Raw genomic sequence first — 19,198 nt, forward strand, 5'->3', positions numbered from 1 at the left:
GACCCCGCAGGCCGTGACGGGTACGGCGGGGTGCTGCCATGCGTCGATGGACGCTGCGCCTTCGCAGCTCAGGCGGTATTTCCATCCTGCCGAGAACCTGCAAGGACTGGGACGAACGGCGCGAAGGGGCCGCACGCACCGGACAAGACACAACGTCCGACAAGGAACTCGATCTGATCTATATTCAGAGAATGGTGAAGTTGGCCCGGCGGCTCACACGTCCTGGCGCTGAGATCGCTTTCGCGGACTTCGGTGGCGACGGCTCATCGGTTGTGCTCATTCATGGTGCGGGAGTCGACCACTCGATGTTCGATGAGCAGGTCCCGGTGCTGACACAGCGGGGGTATCGCGTGATCGTCTGGGATCTGCGCGGGCATGGGCAGTCGGCGCTTTCTCCGGGGGAACGGTTCACCGCCTCGGATGCTCTGGAGGACCTCGACGCGCTGCTTGCCGAGTGCGGTGTCGCTGCCCCGGTGCTCGTGGGGCACTCGCTCGGCGGCAACCTCGCGCAGGCATTCGCCCGGAAATTCCCTCGGCGGGTGGGCGGAGTGATCGTGCTCGATTCCACCTGGAATGCCGGTCCTCTGTCCGCGCTCGAACGATTCGCCTTGCGGCTAGCTGCTCCCGGGCTCGCGGTGATCCCGGCTGGGAGGCTTCCACGGATCATGGCGCGGGCCTCGGCGACGACTCCGGAGGCGATGGCGAGAACAGAGGCGCTGTTCACCCGGATACCCAAGCGCACGTTCCTGGACGTGTGGCGCGCGACGGCATCGTTCGTGGCACCGGAGCCCGGCTATCGGTCCCCGGTGCCGCTCGCGCTCGTGCGCGGCGCCGAGGACCGCACCGGCAACATCGCCACGGCGATGCCGAGGTGGGCGCACGCCGAGGGGCTGGTCGAGCACGTCGTCCCGGGCGCCGGGCACATGGTCACCATGGATGCCCCGGCGGAGACGTCGCGGCTGCTCGTCAGCATTCTCGACGGCTGGGACCAGCGGCCCGTCGCATCGGAGCGTCGTTCGCGATGACCCCGGATCAGGAGCGGTTCGTCAACACGATGGGCGACACGATGGCGATGTGGAACCTTCCTCGCGCCACCGGTCGCATGTACGGTTTCCTCCTCCTCAAGGGGTCGCCTTCCAGCTCCGATGACTTACGTGCCGCTCTGGGGCTCAGTTCCGGAGCCGTCAGTACCGCGACGCGTGAACTGGTGTCGTGGGGTCTTGCTCGGACGATTCCACGGCCCGGCAGCCGGAGGCTTCTCGTCGAGGCGGCCGGAGGCTTCGAGCAACTCCTCGCGGCCAGCATCGAACGCGCACGAACCTTCATCCGCGCGCTGCAGGACGCCGAGGAAATCACCGAGACGGCAGAGGCGGCCGCGCGGCTGCGTGATGTCACAGACCTGTTCGCCGCCTATGTCGACGCCGGGGGCGACGTCCTTCGCCGGCGCCACAACTTGTAGAAGGAGGCGCCGCCGGGGTGGAGGTGCGAGCCGGTCGAGTGTCCCGAGAGCCGACATCTCCGATGTGCTGACCCGCGGTGACGGTGTCGCCTTCTGCGACGTGGATGCCGTGCGACCACATGTGCACGTACAACGAAGCGACCCGCTCGCCATGGACGATGTGCTCGATGACTCCGCCGGTCGGTCGGACCCCGCCGCCTTCTCGACGTCGATCAGCCGCCCGGCTCGGCGAGGACAGCGCGGCTCATCCCACGTCCCGGCGCAACCAGGTGACCTCCGCCCCCGCGACCTCGTCCCCGCTGCGGAACGCCTCGAGTTCCTCGTCCCACGGCGTCCCCAGCGCGCGGTCGATTTCGGCGGCGAGGTCGTAGCCGGAGTACTTTCCCACGCTGCGGGCGGATTCGAGCATCGAGCGCAGCCGCATCTCCCCCAGCGTCACATCGCCGTTGGCACTGACGGTTCCGCGCCACAGGCCGAGGCCGGGGGCGAAGCTGTAGCGTTCGCCGTCGACGCCGTCGCTGGGGTCCTCGGTGACCTCGAAGCGCAATACCGGCCAGGAGCGCAGGGATTGGGCGATGCGGCCTGCCGTCCCCACGGGGCCGATCCAGTCGCTGGTTGCTCGCAGGTGGCCGTCGGCGGGTTGGGTGGTCCACCGGAGCTTGGCGGGGGAGCCGAGGGCGGAGGTCAGTGCCCATTCGACGTGCGGGCACAGCGCGGCGGGGGCTGAGTGGATCCAGACCACACCCGCCGTCGCGTCCGCGAACTGACTCGATGCGCGCACCACTGACACCTCCAGCTCAGACGAGGGACGTCTTCCCCAACGACCACGTCTGCTGGCGTTGCCCGAGTGTACTCGAGTGTTCGGAGTTACACGTGTTACCGAGTGAGCGTGTTGCTCTCGGCGATCACCGCATCGCTGAGAACCGGCCATACCTCGCGCGCCCAGTCGCCGAAATTCTCGTCGGCCAGCGCGCAACACGCCAGTCCGTATTCGGGATCGATCCAGAGGAAGGTGCCGGACTGGCCGAAGTGGCCGAAAGTTCGCTCGGAGTTGGTGGTACCGGTCCAGTGCGGGGATTTCCGCGCGCGGATCTCGAATCCGAGTCCCCAATCGTTGGGGCGCTGCGAACCGTAGCCCGGCAACACGCCGTTGAGACCGGGGAACTGGACGGTGACGGCCTCGGCGTGGGTCTGCGGCGAAATGAGGCGGGGGCGTAGCAGTTCCGCGGCGAAGCGCACCAGATCGTCGACGCTGGAGCGGGCGCCGTGGCCCGCCGGCCCGGTGAGCGCCGTGGCGGTCATGCCGAGCGGCTCGAAGACCGACTCACGCAGGTAGTCGGGGAACGGGATGCCGGTCTGCTCGGTGATGAAGTCGGCGAGCACGTCGAAACCGGCGCTGGAGTAGATGCGCCGGGTGCCGGGGGCGGCGATGACGTCGGTGGTGTCGAAGGCGATGCCGGAGGCGTGCGCGAGCAGGTGCCGCACCGTCGCACCGGGCGGGCCCGCGGGCTGGTCGAGCTCGATGGCGCCTTCCTCGACGGCCACCAGGGCGGCGTAGGCGACGAGCGGCTTGGTCACCGAGGCCAGCGGGAAGACGCGCTCGGCCGCGCCCTGGACGCTGGATCCGGCCGCGGAGACGACCCCCGCCGCCGCGTGGCGGACCGGCCAATCCTGGATCTGCTCGAGTGCTCGCACACCGCGAGCCTACGAGACCGCGGTCGGCGCGCCCAAAATGCGGACGCCCGCCGCGGAAGGCGGCGGGCGCTGCGGAAGCCGGTCCGTGATTACCAGTCGGCCTCGGTGTAGCGGATGATGCCGCGCAGGTTCTTGCCGTCGAGCATGTCCTGGTAGCCCTGGTTGATCTCCTCCAGGGAGTAGCTGCGGGTCACCATGTCGTCGAGGTTGAGCTGGCCGGCCTTGTAGAGGGCGAGCAGGCGCGGCGCGTCCTGGCGGGCGTTGCCGCCGCCGAAGATGCAGCCCTTCACCGTCTTCTGCAGCATGGACAGCAGGAAGCTGTTCATCTTGACGGTGCCCTCGTCCATCCGGCCCATCGAGGTGACCACGAGGGTGCCCGCCTTGCTGGTGAGGATCAGGCCCTCCTCGACGTAGTCGCCGTGCATCTCACCCATGGTGAGGATGACCTTCTCGGCCATCCGGCCCTCGGTGATCTCCATCAGCGGCATGATCGCCTCGGCCATGCTGGCGTAGGTGTGGGTGGCACCGAACTTCTGTGCCTGCTCGCGCTTCCACGGCACCGGGTCGATGGCCACGACCTTCGAGGCGCCCGAGAGTACCGCGCCCTGCAGCGCGCTCATGCCCACGCCGCCGATGCCCGCGATGACGACGGTCTCGCCGGGCATCACGTTCGCGACGTGGGTGGCCGAGCCGAAACCGGTGGGCACGCCGCAGCCGACCAGGCAGGCGACCTCGAAGGGGATGCTCGGGTCGATCTTGACCACCGAGGTGTGATGCACGGTCATGTACGGGGCGAAGGTGCCGAGCAGGCACATCGGGATGACGTTCTCCCCGCGCGCCTGGATGCGGTAGGTGCCGTCGCTGATCGCCTGGCCCATGAGCAGGCCCGCGCCGAGATCGCACAGCGCCATGTGTCCGGCCACGCAGGCCGGACAGCGTCCGCACGCGGGGATGAACGACAGGATCACATGGTCACCGACCTGCAGGTCGGCGGGCACGTTCGGGCCGAGCTTGGTGATCACACCCGCGCCTTCGTGTCCGCCCATCACCGGGTAGCCCGGCATCGGAGTCGCACCGGTGACGATGTGGTGATCCGAGTGGCACATGCCCGCGGTCTCCATGCGGATCTGCACCTCGCCGGCGACCGGGTCGCCGATCTCGATCTCCTCCACCGACCACGGCTGATCGATCCCCCACAGGATCGCACCCTTCGTCTTCATTCCTGTCGACCTCTCGCGTGCACAGTGCTTCAATGTGACTGCACCCACAGTAGAAGAAAAGTGGAACGCGTTCTAGTACCGACCGGAAAATTCATCGCCGCGCCTCGGACCCATGCCCGAACACGTTCTAGAAATGACTACCGTTCTCAGCCGCGCACGTCGTGCGCGTGGTGCACCAGATCGTGCAGGAAGTACCGGGCGAGGCCGTCGACGGTGAACAGCGCGCCGTCGCCACGCCGGGCGGTGCGGCCGCGCGCATCGGGCGGCACCGCCGCGAAGGCCGCCGCGACGCGCTCGGCGGCGTCGGTGAGTTCGGCCGCGACGACGGCGGGGTCCTGGCGGTCGTAGCGGTCGGCCACGGCGGTGGCGTCCTGGTCCCAGTTGGTGAAGGTCGGCACCGCGCCGGCGGGGGCGGCCTCGCCCGGATCGAAGGCGGCCACGTGCGGATCGGCGGCGGGCCCGCCGGTCGCCACGGCGATCCGGAAGGCGAAGATCCGGCACACGTCCCGCACGTGGGCGGCGTATTCCAGCGGTGACCAAGTGGATTCGGTGGGGCGGCGGCGCGCGTCGGGGCGATCGAGGGCCGCGCGCACGCGGGCGGCGGCCGCCCGCGCCGCGTCGGGCACCTCGTCGTAGCCGACCTTGCCGCCGTCGTAACCGCATTCGGGGCAGGGGCGTTCCAGCACCCAGGTCCAGTCCTTCACATCGGGAACGATCGCCATGCCCCGAAATCTAGTCTGGCCGGATATGAATCTCCATCCATATCCGGCCAGCGTTCGGTGAGATCGCGTCACTCCATCAAGCGGTGCGCCTTCTCGAACAGCTCGAGGGTGATCGCGTGCAGGAAGTCGCCCACATCCTTGGGCGCCTTGCCCGCGAACGCCCTGGCGTGCGTGCCCTCGAGCACGATGCCGAGCTTGAAGCAGGCCAGCACGGTGTACCAGGTGACGGCACTCAGGTCGCGCTGGGAGAACTTGCCGTAGTGCTCGACCATCTCCTCGGGAGTCGGCAGGCCACCGGTCGAACCGAGCTTGCCGACCAGCGCGGCGCCGGTGGTCCCGGGCTCCGGGCGGGTCGCGATCTGCCAGCCCAGATCCAGCAGCGGGTCGCCGATGGTGGACATCTCCCAGTCGACCAGCGCCGCGACCTGCGGACCGTCGTAGGAGAACATGATGTTGGCCAGGTGGCAGTCGCCGTGCAGGATGCCGGGGGTCCAGTCCGCCGGACGGTTGCGGTCCAGCCACTCGCCGACCCGCTCGATGCCGGGAATCTGCGGGCCCGGGTATCCCTCGTTGCTCGCGTACGACTCGAGCTCGCCCAGCCAGCGCGGCACCTGGCGCTCCAGGAAGCCCTCCGGCTTGCCGTAATCGGCCAGACCGAGTTCGCGGTAGTCCAGGGCGCCGAGCCGCGCGATGGCCTCGACCGCCGACAAGCCCATCTGCCTGCGCACCTCGGCGTCACCGGCGTGCAGGGCGGGCAGCTCGGTCTGCGGGTTGAAGCCGACGATGGGCTCCATCAGATAGAAGACGGCGCCGATCAGCGACTCGTCGGCGCAGGCCGCGATGATCCTGGGCGCCTTGACGTCGGTGCCGTTCAGCGCGCCGAGCAGGCGCGACTCGCGGCGGATGACCTCGTTGCTCTTCGGGCGCAGATGCTTGGGCCCGCGCCGCAGCACGTAGCCGCGACCGCCCCGGGAGAAGCGCAGCATGATGTTCTGGGTGCCGCCGCCGAGCGGGGTCACCTCGGTGAATTCGCCGCCGGGCAGCCCCTGTTCTTCCATCCACTTCCCGACGATCGCGAAATCGACGACGTCACGATCCACCTCGACCGGCTGCGCTACAGACATGCCTGACATTCTGCACCACCGGTCACATGGAACTGAAGGCATCCGACAACAGTTGCGTTCGGTCGGCTGGGCGTAGGGTTTTGCCCACCATGCGCACGCTGTTGATCGACAACTACGACTCGTTCACCTACAACCTGTACCAGCTGATCAGTGAGGTGAACGGGGTCGAACCGACCGTCGTGCGCAACGACGAGACCGATCCGGCCGCGCTGGACCTCGCCGCCTACGACAACATCGTCGTCTCCCCCGGCCCCGGCCGCCCGGACCGGACCCGCGACGTCGGGCTGTCGGCCGCGGTCATCGACGCGGCGTCCCAGCCGTTGCTCGGCGTGTGCCTGGGACACCAGGGCATCGTCGTGGCGGCGGGCGGACGGGTCGACCGCGCACCGGTACCCCGGCACGGCTTCCTCGACCGGGTCGGCCACGACGGGCGCGACCTGTTCGCCGGGCTGCCGCAGGATTTCACGGTCGTGCGGTACCACTCGCTGTGCGCGCTGGAGCCGCTGCCGCCCGCCCTCGAGGTGACCGCCCGCACGCCCGACGGCGTGATCATGGGGGTGCGGCATCGGCAGCGGCCGCAGTGGGGTGTGCAGTTCCATCCCGAGTCGGTGGCCGGCGAGTTCGGGGCGGCGCTGCTGCGCAACTTCGCGGAACTGACCCTGACGCACGGCAAACCCGCGCGCAGGACGCGTCCGGCGACACCCGTGACGCCCGCCCGGCCGGCCGCGACCGACCGGCCGCGGTGGCGGCTGCGGCACGAGGTGATCGAGCGCGCGGTCGACACCGAGGCCGCGTTCCTGCGGCTCTACGGCGCGTCGCCGACGGCGTTCTGGCTCGACAGCGAACACGTCGAGCCGGGGCTGGACCGGTTCTCCTTCCTCGGTGACGCGAGCGGACCGCTGGCGGAGGTGGTGCGTTACCGGGTCGGTGAGGACGTGGTGCGGGTCGAGGACGCCGCGGGAACGCGGACGGTCGCCGGGGACGTGCTGGGTTATCTGTCCACCCAGCTGCGCGAGCGGCACGTCGAGCTGCCCGCACTGCCGTTCGACTTCGTCGGCGGATACGTCGGCTACCTCGGCTACGAGGTCAAGGCCGACTGCGGTGCGCGGGCCGCGCACCGGGCCGCCACACCGGACGCGCAGTGGATCTTCGCCGACCGGCTGATCGTGGTCGACCATGTCGCGGGGCAGACCCATCTGGTCGCGCTCACCGACGACGACACCGCGGCCGATCAGTGGCTGCGCGAGACCGGGCGGGTGCTGGAAACGCTGCCCGCGTGGGCGAATCCGGCGGAATTGGCGATCGAGTCCGCGCCGGCCTCGGTCGCGCCGCTGCTGAACCGGGGCCGCGACCGGTACCTCGCCGACATCGCGGCCTGCCTCGAGTATCTGCGCGCGGGCGAGTCCTACGAGATCTGCCTGACCGACAGCCTCACCGTCGACGCCGCGATCGGCGGGCTGGACTTCTATCGCACGCTGCGCCGCTGCAATCCGGCGCCCTATGCCGCCTACCTGCGCTTCGACGACCTCGAGATCGCCTGCTCCTCACCGGAGCGCTTCCTCAAGATCGACCGGGCGCGCACGGTGGAGAGCAAACCGATCAAGGGCACCGCCCCGCGCGGGGCCACCCCCGGCGAGGACGAACGGCTGCGCCGGGAGCTGGCCGACAGTCCCAAGACCCGCGCCGAGAACCTCATGATCGTCGACCTGCTGCGCAACGACCTCGGGCGGGTCTGCCAGATCGGCAGCGTGCACGTACCCGAGCTGATGGCGACGGAGTCGTATTCGACCGTCCACCAGCTGGTCTCGACGGTGCGCGGCACCCTGCGCCCGGACGTCGACGCCATCGACTGCGTGCGGGCCTGCTTCCCCGGCGGCTCGATGACCGGCGCGCCGAAGCTGCGCACGATGGAGATCATCGACGAGCTGGAAGGCGCGCCGCGCGGGGTCTACTCCGGCACCATCGGCTTCCTCGGACTCGGCGGCACCGCCGACCTCAACATCGTCATCCGCACCGCGGTGCGGCACGACGGGCGCTGGCAGATCGGGGCGGGCGGCGCGATCGTGCTGGATTCCGATCCGGCGGAGGAGTATCGCGAGATGCTGTGGAAGGCGGCGGCGACCCAGCGCGCGGCCACCGCCGCGGCCGCCACCTCACGGTGAGGGCCGTCGGCGGCGCTTGGGCGGCTCGGGTGGCGCCTCCCCCTCCCCGGTCCGCCCGAAACCGGTGACCTTGCCGAGCATGGCGACGCCGGGCAGCCGCGCGAGCGCGCCGAGCACGTCCTCGCCGAGGGCGATCATCGCCTCCAACCGCGGCAGCAGCCGGTCGTAGGCGGCGAAGGCCGGGTCGGCCAACGCCAGGGTGCGGTCGAGCCGGTCGATGGTGGAATTGAGACGGTCGATCGCGGTCGAGAGGTTCTCCACCAGATCGGGCAGCTGGGCGGCGATCTGCGCGGAGGCCGGCGGGAGTCGTACCGCCGCGTCGAAGGCGTGCCCGGCGGTCGTCTGCGCCGATTCCAGCGCCTGTCCGGCCGCCGTCTGCGCCGCGGCGGCAGCGGCTTGGGCGGCGGCCAGAATCTCCGCGGCGCCCGGCACCCGCGGCCCGCCCGGCCTGGGTGTCTGGTCGCGGCCCTTCCCCTTCGGGGTGCTCATGACTCCACTGTGCCCCAGCGCGGTGCCGGACGCCCGTATTTCCTGGACCAGCCGGTCTGTGTCGGGGCAGCCGCGGGCGTTCCCGCGCCGCGGACCGGGGTCGGCGCCGTGGTTCGCCTACGCTCACCGGGAGTGCTCCGGCCGAAAGGACTCCGATGTCGGCTCCCGCGACCCGATCCGCCGCTGTTCCCGGGCGCACCCTCGCCGTCCTCGGGGCGCTCGGCGCGCTCTCGGTCGTCGCGTTCGTGCTGGCGCCCGCGCCCGTCGCGGCGCGCACCGCGGGTGGCGGCTTCGGAGACGAGGCCGCGGTGCGGGCGGCGTTCCGGGCGGCCTTCACCGGGTACTGGAACTCCGGCTCCCGGGATCTTCCGCCGGACACCGCGCATCTCGTCGAGTTCTGGTCGCACTATCACCTCGTCAAGGCGCTGGCCGCGGTGGCGGCGCTGATCGCGTTCGCGGCGACGGCGGTGCTCGTGTGGCAGGCGCTCGCCCGGACGGGCCGCCACCGGGCCGCGCTGCGCACCGCCGGTGTGCTGGCCACGGCGCTCGCGGCGGTGGCCGCGGTGCTGACGCTCGCCAATGTCCAGGGAGCGCTGGCGCCGCTGGCATCGCTGCTCCCGATGCTCGTCGACGAACCGGCCGACCAGGCGTTGGCCGGCACGCTCGCGCAGGTGCGGTCGGCGCTCGCCGATGCCGCGACCGCACCGCCCGCGCTGGCGGTGATGGTCGAGGACTTCGCGCGCTATCACCGGGTGCTCGCGGTGCTCGCCGGAGGTGTCGCGGTCGCGCTGATCGGCGCGAGCATCGAGTCGGGGCGGCGGTTCGCCGCGGGCCGGCACCGGCCGGTGACGGGCACGGTCGCGGTATCGGCGACGGCCGCGGCGCTGGTTGCGACCGTGGTGGCGGTGGCGAACACGACCAACGCCGCCGATCCCGCGGCGGGGCTGGCCGCCCTGTTCACCGGCGGCTGGTGAGGCCGCGGCGGGCAGGCGGAGATCGCCCGAATGCCCGGTGAATTCGGCGTGTCGGAGGGGCGTGGCAGGATGCTCGCACGATGGAACTCAGCAAGGGCGCGCACGCACCGGTACCGACATCCCTTCTAGCCGTGGCCGTTTCATGGCAGTCGGAGCATGTCGTGGACGCGCACGCGCTGTTGCTGGCCGCCTCGGGACGCGTGCGCACCGACCGTGATCTGGTGTTCTACAACGCGCCACGGCATATTTCGCAGGCGGTGACGCTGGATCAGGAGCCCGCGCCGGGCACCGCGCGGTTGAGCGTCTCGCTGCCGCGCACCGAGGCCGACATCGCGCGCATCGTGATCGGCGGCAGTCTCGACCGAGGCAGCTTCGCCGATGTCAGCGGGCTCACGGTCACCGTGCTCGCCGCCGAGGGCCCCGTGCTCCGGTTCCGGCTCGACGCGCCGGATCCGGTGACAGCGCTGATGTTCGGCGAGTTCTACCGGCGCGACGGTGCCTGGCGGTTCCGCGCCGTCGGCCAGGGCTGGCGCAGCGGCCTGGCCGGACTGGTCACCGAATTCGGCGTCAGCGTGGACGATCCCGGCGGCCGGGCCGGCACCGCCCGTCCCGCCGACCCGTTCCGCCATGCCTCGGGCCCCACCACTCCGGCCAGCCGGGCGCATCCCGACAGGGCCGTCGGGGGAACCGATCGCACCGCCGTCACAGGCACCGACCGGGCCGCCGTCCGGGGGACTCACCAGGCCGCCGGCAGGGGGACCGACCGGGCCGCCGCTACGGGCACCGACGGGCCTGCCGCGACGGACCGGGCCGCCTCGGGCAGCGACCGCGCGGCCGTCACCGGGCGAACGACGGGGTCGCCCCCATCGTCCACCGTTGGCGCCGCATCGTCGTCGTTCGCGCAGGCGGCCGCCGCGGTAGCCGACGCGGACTCCGCGGGCCCCCGCACGGATCCGATCCCGGCGGTGACGCACCGGCCGTCCGGAACCCCGTTCCCCACCCGCCGCCTGTCACCCGCGGACCTGCCGGACGCGGGTACCCCGCCCGGCGACGCCACGCCCGCCACGGCAGCGCCCCGGAATCCGGTGGACCTCGACGACATGGTGCGTCCGCCGGCGGCCGACGACACCGACCGAGCCGACGACCGCTCGCCGCGCGACCGGAACGGCCCCGACACCCTTCCCCTGACCCGGCTGTCCCGCGACGAGGACGCCCCGCCCCCGGCCGTTCCGGTCCCGGGTGCACGCCCGGTCGATCTGGTCCGCCGCCGCCCCGACCCGGCGCCCCGCCCCCACCGCCGGACCCGGCCCGCGCCGACTGGTATCCCGACCCCACCGAGCCCGCGCGCATGCGCTGGTGGGACGGCGCGCTCTGGACCTCCGACACCTACCTGCGCGAGCAGGACGATCCCCGGGACTGCCCGCGCTGCGGCTCACCTCGCCGGCGCAGGTTCTTCGGCGGGCTCGCGCCGTGCGCGCACTGCGAGGTGGAGATCGAGGAATTCCTCACGCACTGGCACAGCCGCGCCTGGCGCGTGCTCACCGGTTCGGGGCCGACGGGCGAGCAGTGGGAACATCTGTGGGCGTCGTTGCGGTATCAGCGCATCGACGAGGAACGCGGGCGGGCGGCCCTGCGCGATCTCGGGCTGAGCTATGTGGAGCGGCTGGTGACGTTCGCGTTCGCGGACGGCGAGATCGAGCAGGCCGAGTTCGAGATGTTCGAGCACGCGCTGGTGGAGCTGCGGCTGGGCGGCCCGCTGGTGGAGGATCTGCGCAGGCGGGTGCATCGCGGCCGGACGCTGTGCCGGTTGCGCGAGGGCGACCTGCCGGTGATCCGCACACCGGATCTGCATCTGGATTCCGAGGAGAAGGTGCACCTCGACCTGCCCGCCACCCAGGTCCGCACGCTGGCTCGCGGTCCACGGCACACCGAGGGCAGGCTGATCGCGAGCAACAAGAAGCTGCGCTTCGTCGGCACCGGTGCCGGGGTCGAGCTGCCCTGGACCCGGGTGGTTTCGGTGCGGGTGGCCGAGGGCGCGGTGGTGATCGCGGCGACTTCCGCGCGCGGCGGCGCCACGTTCCTCGTCGGCGACCCCGACTATGTGGCGGCGGCGCTGGAGGGTGCGCTGCGGGTGGCCAAACGGCTGGTGCTCACCCCGGGGCAGCGGGATTCGCGCAGCATTTCCCAGGAGATCAAGGCCGAGGTCTGGCAGCGGGACGGCGGCCGCTGTGTCGAGTGCGGCAGCGGGCACTACCTGGAGTTCGACCACATCATCCCGCTCAGCCGTGGCGGCGCCACCAGCGCGGCGAATCTGCAGATCCTGTGCCGCGCCTGCAACCGGCGCAAGGGCGCCCGGATCTGAACCACCCGGATCCAGACCTCAGCCTTCGAGCATGCCCGCCGATCGCGCCAGGTCGGCGAGCACGGCGTCGAACATGACCTCCGGGTCGCTCAACGGAATCGGGTAGTTGCCGAACACCTCCAGCGTCACGTGCCCGTAGAGGCGCGCCCAGATCTGGATCATCAGGTAGGTCACACCGAGATCGAGCTTCTCGGCCGGGAACTCCTGACCCGATTCCGACAACGCCGCCAGCAGTTCGGTGCGGAAATGCGCCAGGTCCTCCCGCAGCGCGGGTGGGATCACCTCGGTGGCGGGCGTGATGATGCGGTACCCGCTCAACAGCCTGCCCGCGGCGGCCAGGAAGATCCGCCCGAACGGTTCGGTGAACCGGCTCGACATGCCCGCCGCCGCGCCGGGCGAGGCGAACACCAGGGTGAACTCCTTGGTGTTGGCCAGCGCCCAACGCCGAAACCCCTTGCAGATGGCGAAGAACTGGACCAGCCCGTTGTCCGGCAGCGCGTCGATCTCGGCGGAGAGCTCGGCGGCCAGCTCGGCACAGCACTCCAGCCGCAACGCCTCCAGCAGGGCGTCTCGCGAGTCGTAGTGGCGATAGAGGGCGGGCGCGGTGATGCCCAGCGTCCGGGCGATGGCCCGCAGCGTGACCGCGTCCGGCCCCTGCTCGGCGAGCAGGGCGCGCGCCACCCGGCGGATGTCGGCTTCGGCCACCATCGGTGCCCGTCCGCGCGGCTTCGACTCCTTCATGGACGTCGATTCAAGCCTATTCGGCTCCGCCGCGGGACTTCCCCTCGCCCGGAGTCTCAGAGGAATCACCGATTTCGGTCCGGTGGTCTCAGGCTCCGATCACCGCGTTCATGATCGTTCCCGCGCTGGTGGCGACCACGCCACCGATCATCGCGCCCGCCACCATCTTCGGGGACTGCATGGCGTTGCCCGACCACTTCTCCCAGGCGAAGCGGCCGCCCGCGTAGACGATGCTGAGGATGCCGGACAGCAGCGCGAACCAGGTCGCGTAGCGCACGAACTGCATGATCTTGTCCGACAGGGGCGGCGCTTCCGGAGTCGGATTGCCGACCTGCGCCAAGGTCGAGAACGTGTCCCCAACCGACATCAGGATGATGCTCACTGTTCACACCTCGGAATTTTCAGCAGTACCTCGGATATTCGCCCGACCCGGCAGCCGGTGGTATCGCCCGCCGCGTCACCCCCCATGATCGCGACGCCGCCGATGTCCCGCAAGGACGGCGGCACGCACGGGGAGGTGCCTGCGCCACACCGGATTACCGGATACCATCCAAGGAGCGATTCTCCTTGTCCCGAACCCGGAATGAGTAGCACGACGATGATCCTGGCCGCCGCACTCGACACCCTGGCTCAGATCGGTAACCCGACGCCCGAGGCCCCACCGGTGTCCGACAAGATCCTGCAACTCGTCCGCTACCTCACCTGGTTCGTCCTGCTCGCGGGCATCTGCGCCATCATCTACGCCGGTGGCCGCTTCGCCTGGGAGAAGTGGACCGGCGGTGGCCTGGAGTCCCCGAAAATGGTGGCCGGAGCGATGATCGGCGGCGCCGTCGCCACCAGCGCGGGCACCATCATGAACGCCGTCATCGGCTGATCGGTCGCCGCGCCGCTCAGCGCACCACGCCGGCGGCCCGCGCCGCACGCAACCAGTCCGGGAATTCGCCCAGCAAGCGGGAATACAGCTGGGCGTCGTCCACCTGGTCGATGTCGTCGAGGGCGAAGAAGCCCGCGTTGTCGACGAGGCGTCCGTCGAGGTCGTCGAGTTCGCGCAGGAGCCCGTAGTTGGCCTTGCCGAGCCCGATGAACTGCCAGAACGCCGGTAGCGCGGCGGCTTCCCGGATCAGGTCGGCGATCTCGCGTTTCTTGGCGAAGCCGCCGTCGGTGAAGAACAGCACCAGCGTCGGGCCGTCACCGGGCCGCACGGTGTCGAGCACCGCGCGGATGATCGGCGGTTCGACGTTGTGCCCGCCGAGGCGGTTGTAGTCGATGCCCTCGTGCACCCCGGACAGGTGCAGATAGGTCTGCGCCCACTGCTCGGCCTCCGCGACCGTGATGTCGGGCAGTTTGGCGTAGGACACCGCGTAGAGGTAGGCCTCGAGGGTGCCGTCGTCGTCGAGCTGGGTGGCGATCGGAACCATCCGCTCGACCACCCGGTGTACGACCCGCCGCCGGTATTGCTTGTGCATGCTGCCGGTCTTGTCGATCACCAGCACGACCCTGGCCCGCACGCCCAGCGCCCGCTTGTCCAGCAACACCTTGGCGACCTCGCGTTTGCGCAGGTCGAGGGTGGCCCGCTTCTCCAGCGAGAGCGCCGCTTCCCCGGGTACCGTGCGCACCTGCGGGACCGCTTCGGCGGCAGCGGGTTCCCGCGCGGGCGGTTCGTCGTCGACCTGCACGCCGTGATCGGTGACGAGCGCCGCGAATCCGCCTGCGTAGCCCTGGCCCACCGCCCGGATCTTCCACTGCGGGCCGCGACGGTACAGTTCCAGCGCGATCACCACGGATTCCCCGGAGAGCCCGTCGATCCGGTACTCGACCAGCGGCGTGCCCGCGCCGTCGGCGACGGTCACCACCGGCGGCGCGAACTCGCCGAACCGCCTGCCCGGGTCGTCGAGGGTCAGCACCGCGCGCACCTGCGCGATGTCGGCGGGCAGCTGGGCGGGTGAGATCTCCAGCGCGGCAGGCGAGCCCGCGACCAGCCGCACGCCGGGCGCGACGGGCTGGTTGTAGAAGACGAAGTCGGCGTCGGAGCGCACCGTGCCCGCCGCCGTGACCAGCAACGCCGACACGTCCGCGGCCGCCTCGGTGCGTAGCGACACCACGACCCGTTCCGACTCGAGCAGGGCGTTCTGGCCCTTGACCAACGAGGTGACCACCGGCTGACTCCGTCCCGTGTGCGATGGGCTCAGCCTAACGGCGAGGTGCGTGCCCGGCAGGGCTTCAGGAGGCGCCCGGCCGCACGATCATCAACACGACCACGATGGCCCACAGGGTGTTGTAGATGCCCGCGTACATGCCGAGGGCACGCAGCCTGCGCCCGTCGTCGGGGTCGCGCAACGCCTCCCGTTGCAGCGGGTGGATCTGCACGGCGATCAGCCCGCCCGCGACCAGGGTGAGCACCATCGCCGTCGAGATCCAGATCTCGCCCAGCCGCCCCTGCAGCGCGGCCAGCGCGATGCCGACCACCGGCACGATCAACGCGACCGCCACGTACCGCCCGGTGATGCGGTGCAGCGCGGCGGCGACGGCGGGGTTGCGTTGGCCACCCGCGCTGTCGGCGCCCTCGGCCACCGGCGCATAGCGCGGGAACAGGCTGGCCGCGACGGCCGAGCCACCGACGAAGACGATCGCGGCCAGCACGTGGACCGACAGCAGGACATGCTCCATGACGAACCTCCAAGCTTCAATGTGATTGAAGCTTAGCCGATGCTCTCAGCAAGGCTGAAGGTCAGTCGACCCCGCCCGTCTCGAAGGCATGCCGGATCGCCGCGCCGAGCTTGCGGCGCACCGGATCGGCCTCGGCACCGAAGAGCCGCTCGTCGACCTCGCCGACCACCCGCCGCGCCTCGGCGAGCAACCTGGTCCCCGACGCGGTCAGTTCGATGGTCGAGGCCGCGCCCGCCTTGGCCGTGGAGTCGCGCACGAGCCCGGCCGCGGTCAGCGCTTTCACCGAGGTGTGCACGCTCTGCACGCTCACCCCCGCCATGCGGGCGAGCTCACTGAAGGAGACGCCGGGCATCCGGCCGACATGCCCGAGCAACCCGAGCTTGCGCACGGTCAGGTCGAGATCGGCCAGCGCGGCATTGAGTTCGTTCTCCACGCGCCGGGCGAGCGCGAGCACGACGATCGAGGCGCTGGTGACGGGGGGCTCCGGGCGGCCGTTCTCGGTGGTCACCGCCCCAGTCTCGCCCATCGGAAGGAGAAATCGGCAGCGCGGTCACCTTCAATGGTGTTGAAGCTTTCCGGATCCTCGGTTACGCTCGGCCGACATGAGCGAATCTACTACGGTCGGTAGTAATTCCGGCGTGTCGCGGCGCGCGTTGTTCGGCGGCGCGTTGCTCGCGGCGGGCGCGGCCTCGGCGGGTGTCGCCGTGGGCCGTCGCGGCGGATCGGAAACCTCCGCGTCCGCGATCGAGCCCTTCCAGGGTCCACACCAGGCCGGTATCGCGACCGCGCTCCAGTCGACCGCGCTGTTCCTCGCCTGTGACATGGCCCGGCCGGACCGCGCCGCGCTGCGCGACCTGCTCGCGAGCTGGACCGAGGCCGCCCGCGCCCTCACCGCCGGAGCGCGGGTGCCCGACACCGCGTCGACCCCGCCGGGGTTCAGCGCGCACACCGATTTCGCCACCGGCCTCGCCCCCGCGCGCCTGACGATCACCCTCGGCCTCGGCCCCGGCATCTTCGACGACCGTTTCGGCCTCGCCGATCACCGCCCCCGCCACCTGCACCCGCTGCCCGCCTTCGCCGGCGACGCGCTGAACCCCGCCTGGAGCGGCGGCGACGTGCTCGCCCAGATCTGCGCGGACGACCCGCAGATCGTCAGCCACGCCTTCCGCACCCTGCGCGCCCGGATGCCCGGCCTGGCCCGCATGCGCTGGACCCAGCAGGGCTTCCTCGGGCTGCCCGCCGACCGCGGCACCCCGCGAAACATGTTCGGCCACAAGGACGGCACCGCCAATCCGCGCCCTGGCACCCCCGAATTCGACCGCACCGTCTGGGTCGATTCCCCCGACGAACCCGCCTGGTTCCACGGCGGCAGCTACCTGGTCTTCCGCAAGATCCGCATGAAAGTCGCCGACTGGGACCAGCTTTCGCCGGCCGAACAGGACCGCGTCATCGGCAGACGACGCGCCGACGGCGCCCCCATGAACGGCGGCGGCGAATTCGATCCGATCGACCTCGACGCCCGCTCCCCCGACGGCGAACCGCGCACCCCGGCAAATGCCCACGTGCGCCTGGTCCACGGCATCCCCATGCTGCGCCGCAGCTACAACTACGACTACGGCGTCCTGATCGCCAACGCGGGCGGCTCCCCCGACCCCACCCCGGAACTCCCGCACACCCATGCCCCCGGCACCCCGGAACACAGCCACGGCGGCCACAGCACGCTCGATGTCGGCCTGCTCTTCGCCGCCTACATGAACAACCCGCCCGAGCAGTTCATCCGAGCCCAGCACGCCCTGGCCACCGACCGGATGAACGCCCTCGTCCAGCACACCGGCAGCGCCTTCTTCGCGGTTCCGCCCGGGGTGGGCGAGAGCGGTCACCTGGCCGCCGAGCTCGTGCGGTGAGAGCACGACAACGCGCGACGGCGGGCCCGGCACGATGGCCGGACCCGCCGTCCGCGAGCGTCGTGCGGCGCCGGATCAGCCGAGGCTGAACGGCTGACCCCACAGAGTGACGACCGACATCACGTTGTCGGTCTCGACCTTGACCTTGACGAAGGACCGCGCCTGGGCGTAGCCCGCGCAGCCCGACAGACCGATGGTCGAATCGGCCCAGGTGACCGAGCCGCTGTTGCCCTTGAACTTGTTGTTGGTGGCGTGATCCTCGTTGCCGTAGTCGTCCGGCTTCTCGATGTCGAGGATGTAGAACGACTTGGCCTGGCCGGGGCCGAGCGTCAGCTCGCCGCCGGACTCCGCGCCCACGCCACCGGTCACGGTGTCACCGCTCCAGTCGGCCGAGCCTTCCACGCCGCCCTCGACGCCGCCGCCGTCGATGTTGACCTGGCAGCCCACCACGTAACCGGGGTAGATCTTGCCGCCGACATCCTCGCCGCCGCCGCTGATCTCGACCTGCGCGCTACCGGACACCCACGCGTTGCGGTGCACCGGGGTGGCGCCCATCGACGGGCTGATGGTCGCCGACTCGCCCACCAGACGCACGGTCACCACCGTGCCGTCGGACAGGGTCTTGGTGATCTCGCCGCCGGGCAGCGGAACGAAGGTGTCGGCGTTGGCCGCACCCGCGGACAGCATGCCGAACGCGACGGTGGCCGCGGCGCAGGCGCCTGCCGCCCGCAGTGTGTTCTTGTGGATCTTCATAGTTCTGTGCAACCCCTCCGGGTTCGAGTTCGCTTCAGCGAAGACTGGTTTGACGGATTCGACCCACGTCAGCCGATGCTGAACGGCATCCCGTAGAGGGTGGTCTTCGAGTAGTGGTCACCGATGATCTCGACCACGGTGTAGGACCGCGCCTGGGCGTAGCCCGCGCAACCCTGGATCTGGATCTCCACGTCCTGGTACTCGACCGAGTAGACACCGGGCTTGGTGATGTCCTTGTAGTCGATCTGGACGAACTTCACATCGCCGGGGCCGAGGTCCAGGCCGATGGAGCCACCGATCGAGCCGCCCTCGAGGTCGATGCCACCGGACAGGCCGGCCGAGATGGCGTCGTCACCGATGCTGACCTGGCAGCCGACGATGTAGCCGGTGTTCAGCTGGGAGGCGCCGTGGGTCGAGGAGTTGTTGGTGCCCGGGTCGCCGGCCGGACCGTTGTTGGGGCCGACCTCACCCTCGGGGGTGACGGTGACATCCGCGGTCGCGTTGCCCGAGACCCACGCGACGCGTCCCGCGCCGTTGGCCGCCATCGAGGGCGAGATCACAGCATGCTCACCGGTACGGGTGATGGTGACGCCCGGGCCGACCTTCTGACCGTCCGGCAGCGGAACGAACGTGTCCGCGTTGGCAGCGCCGGTCGAGAACAGGCCGACGGCGATGGTGGCGGCGGCGCCGATCCCGACGACGCGACCGCCGCCGCGCAACCCACTGGTGCGGTTGTTGCTCATACTTCCCCTCATCAGGTTAAAGCGGTCCACCCCGTTCAGAGGCGGTAGAACCCCTTCGCGAGGCCGCTCCAGAGCTTGGCCGCCTCCCCTGACCACGAGATGAACCAAAATCCGCCTACCCGGTGAACGGTTCTGGTCGGAAATGTGAAGAGATTGTTGAGATCGGATAACGGAATCCGGCAA

Annotated in this window: 21 protein-coding genes and 1 pseudogene; 8 read left to right on the forward strand and 14 right to left on the reverse strand. The window is 70.6% G+C overall.

What is annotated here, in order from left to right:
• Positions 1 to 38 precede the first annotated feature (38 nt).
• A complete protein-coding gene (locus tag AMO33_RS12480) occupies positions 39 to 1,025 on the forward strand; it encodes an alpha/beta fold hydrolase (RefSeq protein ID WP_240327492.1) in 987 nt (328 codons plus the stop codon).
• Positions 1,022 to 1,459, forward strand: a complete 438-nt coding sequence (locus AMO33_RS12485) for a GbsR/MarR family transcriptional regulator (RefSeq protein WP_060592702.1) — start codon at positions 1,022 to 1,024, stop codon at positions 1,457 to 1,459. The genes AMO33_RS12480 and AMO33_RS12485 overlap by 4 nt, the downstream gene beginning before the upstream one ends.
• On the opposite strand, the gene AMO33_RS32315 is transcribed toward AMO33_RS12485, so the two are convergent.
• The 6 genes from AMO33_RS32315 to AMO33_RS12510 all read right to left on the reverse strand — a co-directional run bounded on the left by AMO33_RS32315 (position 1,392) and on the right by AMO33_RS12510 (position 6,229).
• A complete protein-coding gene (locus tag AMO33_RS32315; RefSeq protein WP_240327554.1) occupies positions 1,392 to 1,580 on the reverse strand; it encodes a hypothetical protein in 189 nt (62 codons plus the stop codon). The genes AMO33_RS12485 and AMO33_RS32315 overlap by 68 nt on opposite strands.
• A 123-nt stretch (positions 1,581 to 1,703) precedes the next feature.
• Entirely contained in the window at positions 1,704 to 2,240 is a 537-nt protein-coding gene (locus AMO33_RS12490; RefSeq protein WP_041560788.1) for a DUF3145 domain-containing protein, read from the reverse strand.
• A gap of 95 nt (positions 2,241 to 2,335) precedes the next feature.
• Positions 2,336 to 3,154 (reverse strand): serine hydrolase domain-containing protein, encoded by an 819-nt coding sequence (locus tag AMO33_RS12495; RefSeq protein WP_060592703.1) that lies wholly within the window; start codon positions 3,152 to 3,154, stop codon positions 2,336 to 2,338.
• A gap of 89 nt (positions 3,155 to 3,243) precedes the next feature.
• Entirely contained in the window at positions 3,244 to 4,374 is a 1,131-nt protein-coding gene (locus AMO33_RS12500) for an NDMA-dependent alcohol dehydrogenase (protein WP_011208135.1), read from the reverse strand.
• Positions 4,375 to 4,520: 146 nt separating this feature from the next.
• A complete protein-coding gene (locus AMO33_RS12505; RefSeq protein ID WP_060592704.1) occupies positions 4,521 to 5,096 on the reverse strand; it encodes a DinB family protein in 576 nt (191 codons plus the stop codon).
• Positions 5,097 to 5,164: 68 nt separating this feature from the next.
• Entirely contained in the window at positions 5,165 to 6,229 is a 1,065-nt protein-coding gene (locus tag AMO33_RS12510; RefSeq protein ID WP_076574106.1) for a phosphotransferase family protein, read from the reverse strand.
• 80 nt (positions 6,230 to 6,309) lie between these two features.
• On the opposite strand from AMO33_RS12510, the gene pabB reads away from it, so the two are divergent.
• On the forward strand, positions 6,310 to 8,382 hold the full coding sequence (pabB, locus tag AMO33_RS12515; protein WP_060592706.1) for an aminodeoxychorismate synthase component I: 2,073 nt from the start codon (positions 6,310 to 6,312) through the stop codon (positions 8,380 to 8,382).
• On the opposite strand, the gene AMO33_RS12520 is transcribed toward pabB, so the two are convergent.
• Entirely contained in the window at positions 8,374 to 8,871 is a 498-nt protein-coding gene (locus tag AMO33_RS12520) for a hypothetical protein (protein ID WP_011208131.1), read from the reverse strand. The genes pabB and AMO33_RS12520 overlap by 9 nt on opposite strands.
• Positions 8,872 to 9,026: 155 nt before the next feature.
• Here AMO33_RS12520 and AMO33_RS12525 point away from each other — a divergent pair, with 155 nt between their 5' ends.
• From AMO33_RS12525 to AMO33_RS12540, 3 genes and pseudogenes are all read left to right on the forward strand, one after another.
• Positions 9,027 to 9,845, forward strand: coding sequence for a hypothetical protein (locus AMO33_RS12525; RefSeq protein WP_060592707.1), 819 nt, complete (start codon positions 9,027 to 9,029; stop codon positions 9,843 to 9,845).
• Between the two features lie 80 nt (positions 9,846 to 9,925).
• Positions 9,926 to 10,348 (forward strand): annotated as a pseudogene (locus AMO33_RS31015) (TerD family protein); the annotation flags it as partial.
• Between the two features lie 845 nt (positions 10,349 to 11,193).
• Entirely contained in the window at positions 11,194 to 12,207 is a 1,014-nt protein-coding gene (locus tag AMO33_RS12540; protein WP_082668650.1) for an HNH endonuclease, read from the forward strand.
• A gap of 18 nt (positions 12,208 to 12,225) precedes the next feature.
• Here the strand turns inward: AMO33_RS12540 and AMO33_RS12545 are convergent, their stop codons facing one another.
• On the reverse strand, positions 12,226 to 12,948 hold the full coding sequence (locus AMO33_RS12545; protein ID WP_011208128.1) for a TetR/AcrR family transcriptional regulator: 723 nt from the start codon (positions 12,946 to 12,948) through the stop codon (positions 12,226 to 12,228).
• 88 nt (positions 12,949 to 13,036) lie between these two features.
• Positions 13,037 to 13,330, reverse strand: a complete 294-nt coding sequence (locus tag AMO33_RS12550; RefSeq protein WP_011208127.1) for a hypothetical protein — start codon at positions 13,328 to 13,330, stop codon at positions 13,037 to 13,039.
• Between the two features lie 216 nt (positions 13,331 to 13,546).
• On the opposite strand from AMO33_RS12550, the gene AMO33_RS12555 reads away from it, so the two are divergent.
• Positions 13,547 to 13,822 (forward strand): hypothetical protein, encoded by a 276-nt coding sequence (locus tag AMO33_RS12555; RefSeq protein WP_041559979.1) that lies wholly within the window; start codon positions 13,547 to 13,549, stop codon positions 13,820 to 13,822.
• Positions 13,823 to 13,838: 16 nt separating this feature from the next.
• On the opposite strand, the gene AMO33_RS12560 is transcribed toward AMO33_RS12555, so the two are convergent.
• The 3 genes from AMO33_RS12560 to AMO33_RS12570 all read right to left on the reverse strand — a co-directional run bounded on the left by AMO33_RS12560 (position 13,839) and on the right by AMO33_RS12570 (position 16,123).
• Complete coding sequence (locus tag AMO33_RS12560) at positions 13,839 to 15,104, reverse strand: vWA domain-containing protein (RefSeq protein WP_060592710.1); 1,266 nt, start codon at positions 15,102 to 15,104, stop codon at positions 13,839 to 13,841.
• A 64-nt stretch (positions 15,105 to 15,168) separates the two neighbouring features.
• Positions 15,169 to 15,615 carry a hypothetical protein gene (locus tag AMO33_RS12565; RefSeq protein WP_011208124.1) on the reverse strand — a complete coding sequence of 149 codons (447 nt, stop codon included), beginning with the start codon at positions 15,613 to 15,615 and terminating at the stop codon, positions 15,169 to 15,171.
• A gap of 61 nt (positions 15,616 to 15,676) precedes the next feature.
• Positions 15,677 to 16,123 carry a MarR family winged helix-turn-helix transcriptional regulator gene (locus tag AMO33_RS12570; RefSeq protein ID WP_060592711.1) on the reverse strand — a complete coding sequence of 149 codons (447 nt, stop codon included), beginning with the start codon at positions 16,121 to 16,123 and terminating at the stop codon, positions 15,677 to 15,679.
• A 94-nt stretch (positions 16,124 to 16,217) separates the two neighbouring features.
• Here AMO33_RS12570 and AMO33_RS12575 point away from each other — a divergent pair, with 94 nt between their 5' ends.
• Positions 16,218 to 17,519 carry a Dyp-type peroxidase gene (locus AMO33_RS12575; RefSeq protein WP_060592712.1) on the forward strand — a complete coding sequence of 434 codons (1,302 nt, stop codon included), beginning with the start codon at positions 16,218 to 16,220 and terminating at the stop codon, positions 17,517 to 17,519.
• A 75-nt stretch (positions 17,520 to 17,594) separates the two neighbouring features.
• On the opposite strand, the gene AMO33_RS12580 is transcribed toward AMO33_RS12575, so the two are convergent.
• Entirely contained in the window at positions 17,595 to 18,272 is a 678-nt protein-coding gene (locus AMO33_RS12580) for an MspA family porin (RefSeq protein WP_041559978.1), read from the reverse strand.
• A gap of 68 nt (positions 18,273 to 18,340) precedes the next feature.
• Complete coding sequence (locus AMO33_RS12585; protein ID WP_041559977.1) at positions 18,341 to 19,015, reverse strand: MspA family porin; 675 nt, start codon at positions 19,013 to 19,015, stop codon at positions 18,341 to 18,343.
• Between the last annotated feature and the right edge of the window lie 183 nt (positions 19,016 to 19,198).

Origin of the sequence: Nocardia farcinica (genome assembly GCF_001182745.1) — a bacterium.
In the GTDB taxonomy this organism is placed as follows: domain Bacteria; phylum Actinomycetota; class Actinomycetes; order Mycobacteriales; family Mycobacteriaceae; genus Nocardia; species Nocardia farcinica.

Bases quoted from the DNA above. Each gene is read 5' to 3' on its own strand.
- AMO33_RS12480 (WP_240327492.1), top strand. From the start codon at position 39: ATGCGTCGATGGACGCTGCGCCTTCGCAGCTCAGGCGGTATTTCCATC.
- AMO33_RS12485 (WP_060592702.1), top strand. From the start codon at position 1,022: ATGACCCCGGATCAGGAGCGGTTCGTCAACACGATGGGCGACACGATG.
- AMO33_RS32315 (WP_240327554.1), bottom strand. From the start codon at position 1,580: ATGTGGTCGCACGGCATCCACGTCGCAGAAGGCGACACCGTCACCGCG.
- AMO33_RS12500 (WP_011208135.1), bottom strand. From the start codon at position 4,374: ATGAAGACGAAGGGTGCGATCCTGTGGGGGATCGATCAGCCGTGGTCG.
- AMO33_RS12505 (WP_060592704.1), bottom strand. From the start codon at position 5,096: ATGGCGATCGTTCCCGATGTGAAGGACTGGACCTGGGTGCTGGAACGC.
- AMO33_RS12510 (WP_076574106.1), bottom strand. From the start codon at position 6,229: ATGTCAGGCATGTCTGTAGCGCAGCCGGTCGAGGTGGATCGTGACGTC.
- pabB (WP_060592706.1), top strand. From the start codon at position 6,310: ATGCGCACGCTGTTGATCGACAACTACGACTCGTTCACCTACAACCTG.
- AMO33_RS12520 (WP_011208131.1), bottom strand. From the start codon at position 8,871: ATGAGCACCCCGAAGGGGAAGGGCCGCGACCAGACACCCAGGCCGGGC.
- AMO33_RS12525 (WP_060592707.1), top strand. From the start codon at position 9,027: ATGTCGGCTCCCGCGACCCGATCCGCCGCTGTTCCCGGGCGCACCCTC.
- AMO33_RS12540 (WP_082668650.1), top strand. From the start codon at position 11,194: ATGCGCTGGTGGGACGGCGCGCTCTGGACCTCCGACACCTACCTGCGC.
- AMO33_RS12545 (WP_011208128.1), bottom strand. From the start codon at position 12,948: ATGAAGGAGTCGAAGCCGCGCGGACGGGCACCGATGGTGGCCGAAGCC.
- AMO33_RS12555 (WP_041559979.1), top strand. From the start codon at position 13,547: ATGATCCTGGCCGCCGCACTCGACACCCTGGCTCAGATCGGTAACCCG.
- AMO33_RS12565 (WP_011208124.1), bottom strand. From the start codon at position 15,615: ATGGAGCATGTCCTGCTGTCGGTCCACGTGCTGGCCGCGATCGTCTTC.
- AMO33_RS12575 (WP_060592712.1), top strand. From the start codon at position 16,218: ATGAGCGAATCTACTACGGTCGGTAGTAATTCCGGCGTGTCGCGGCGC.
- AMO33_RS12580 (WP_041559978.1), bottom strand. From the start codon at position 18,272: ATGAAGATCCACAAGAACACACTGCGGGCGGCAGGCGCCTGCGCCGCG.
- AMO33_RS12585 (WP_041559977.1), bottom strand. From the start codon at position 19,015: ATGAGCAACAACCGCACCAGTGGGTTGCGCGGCGGCGGTCGCGTCGTC.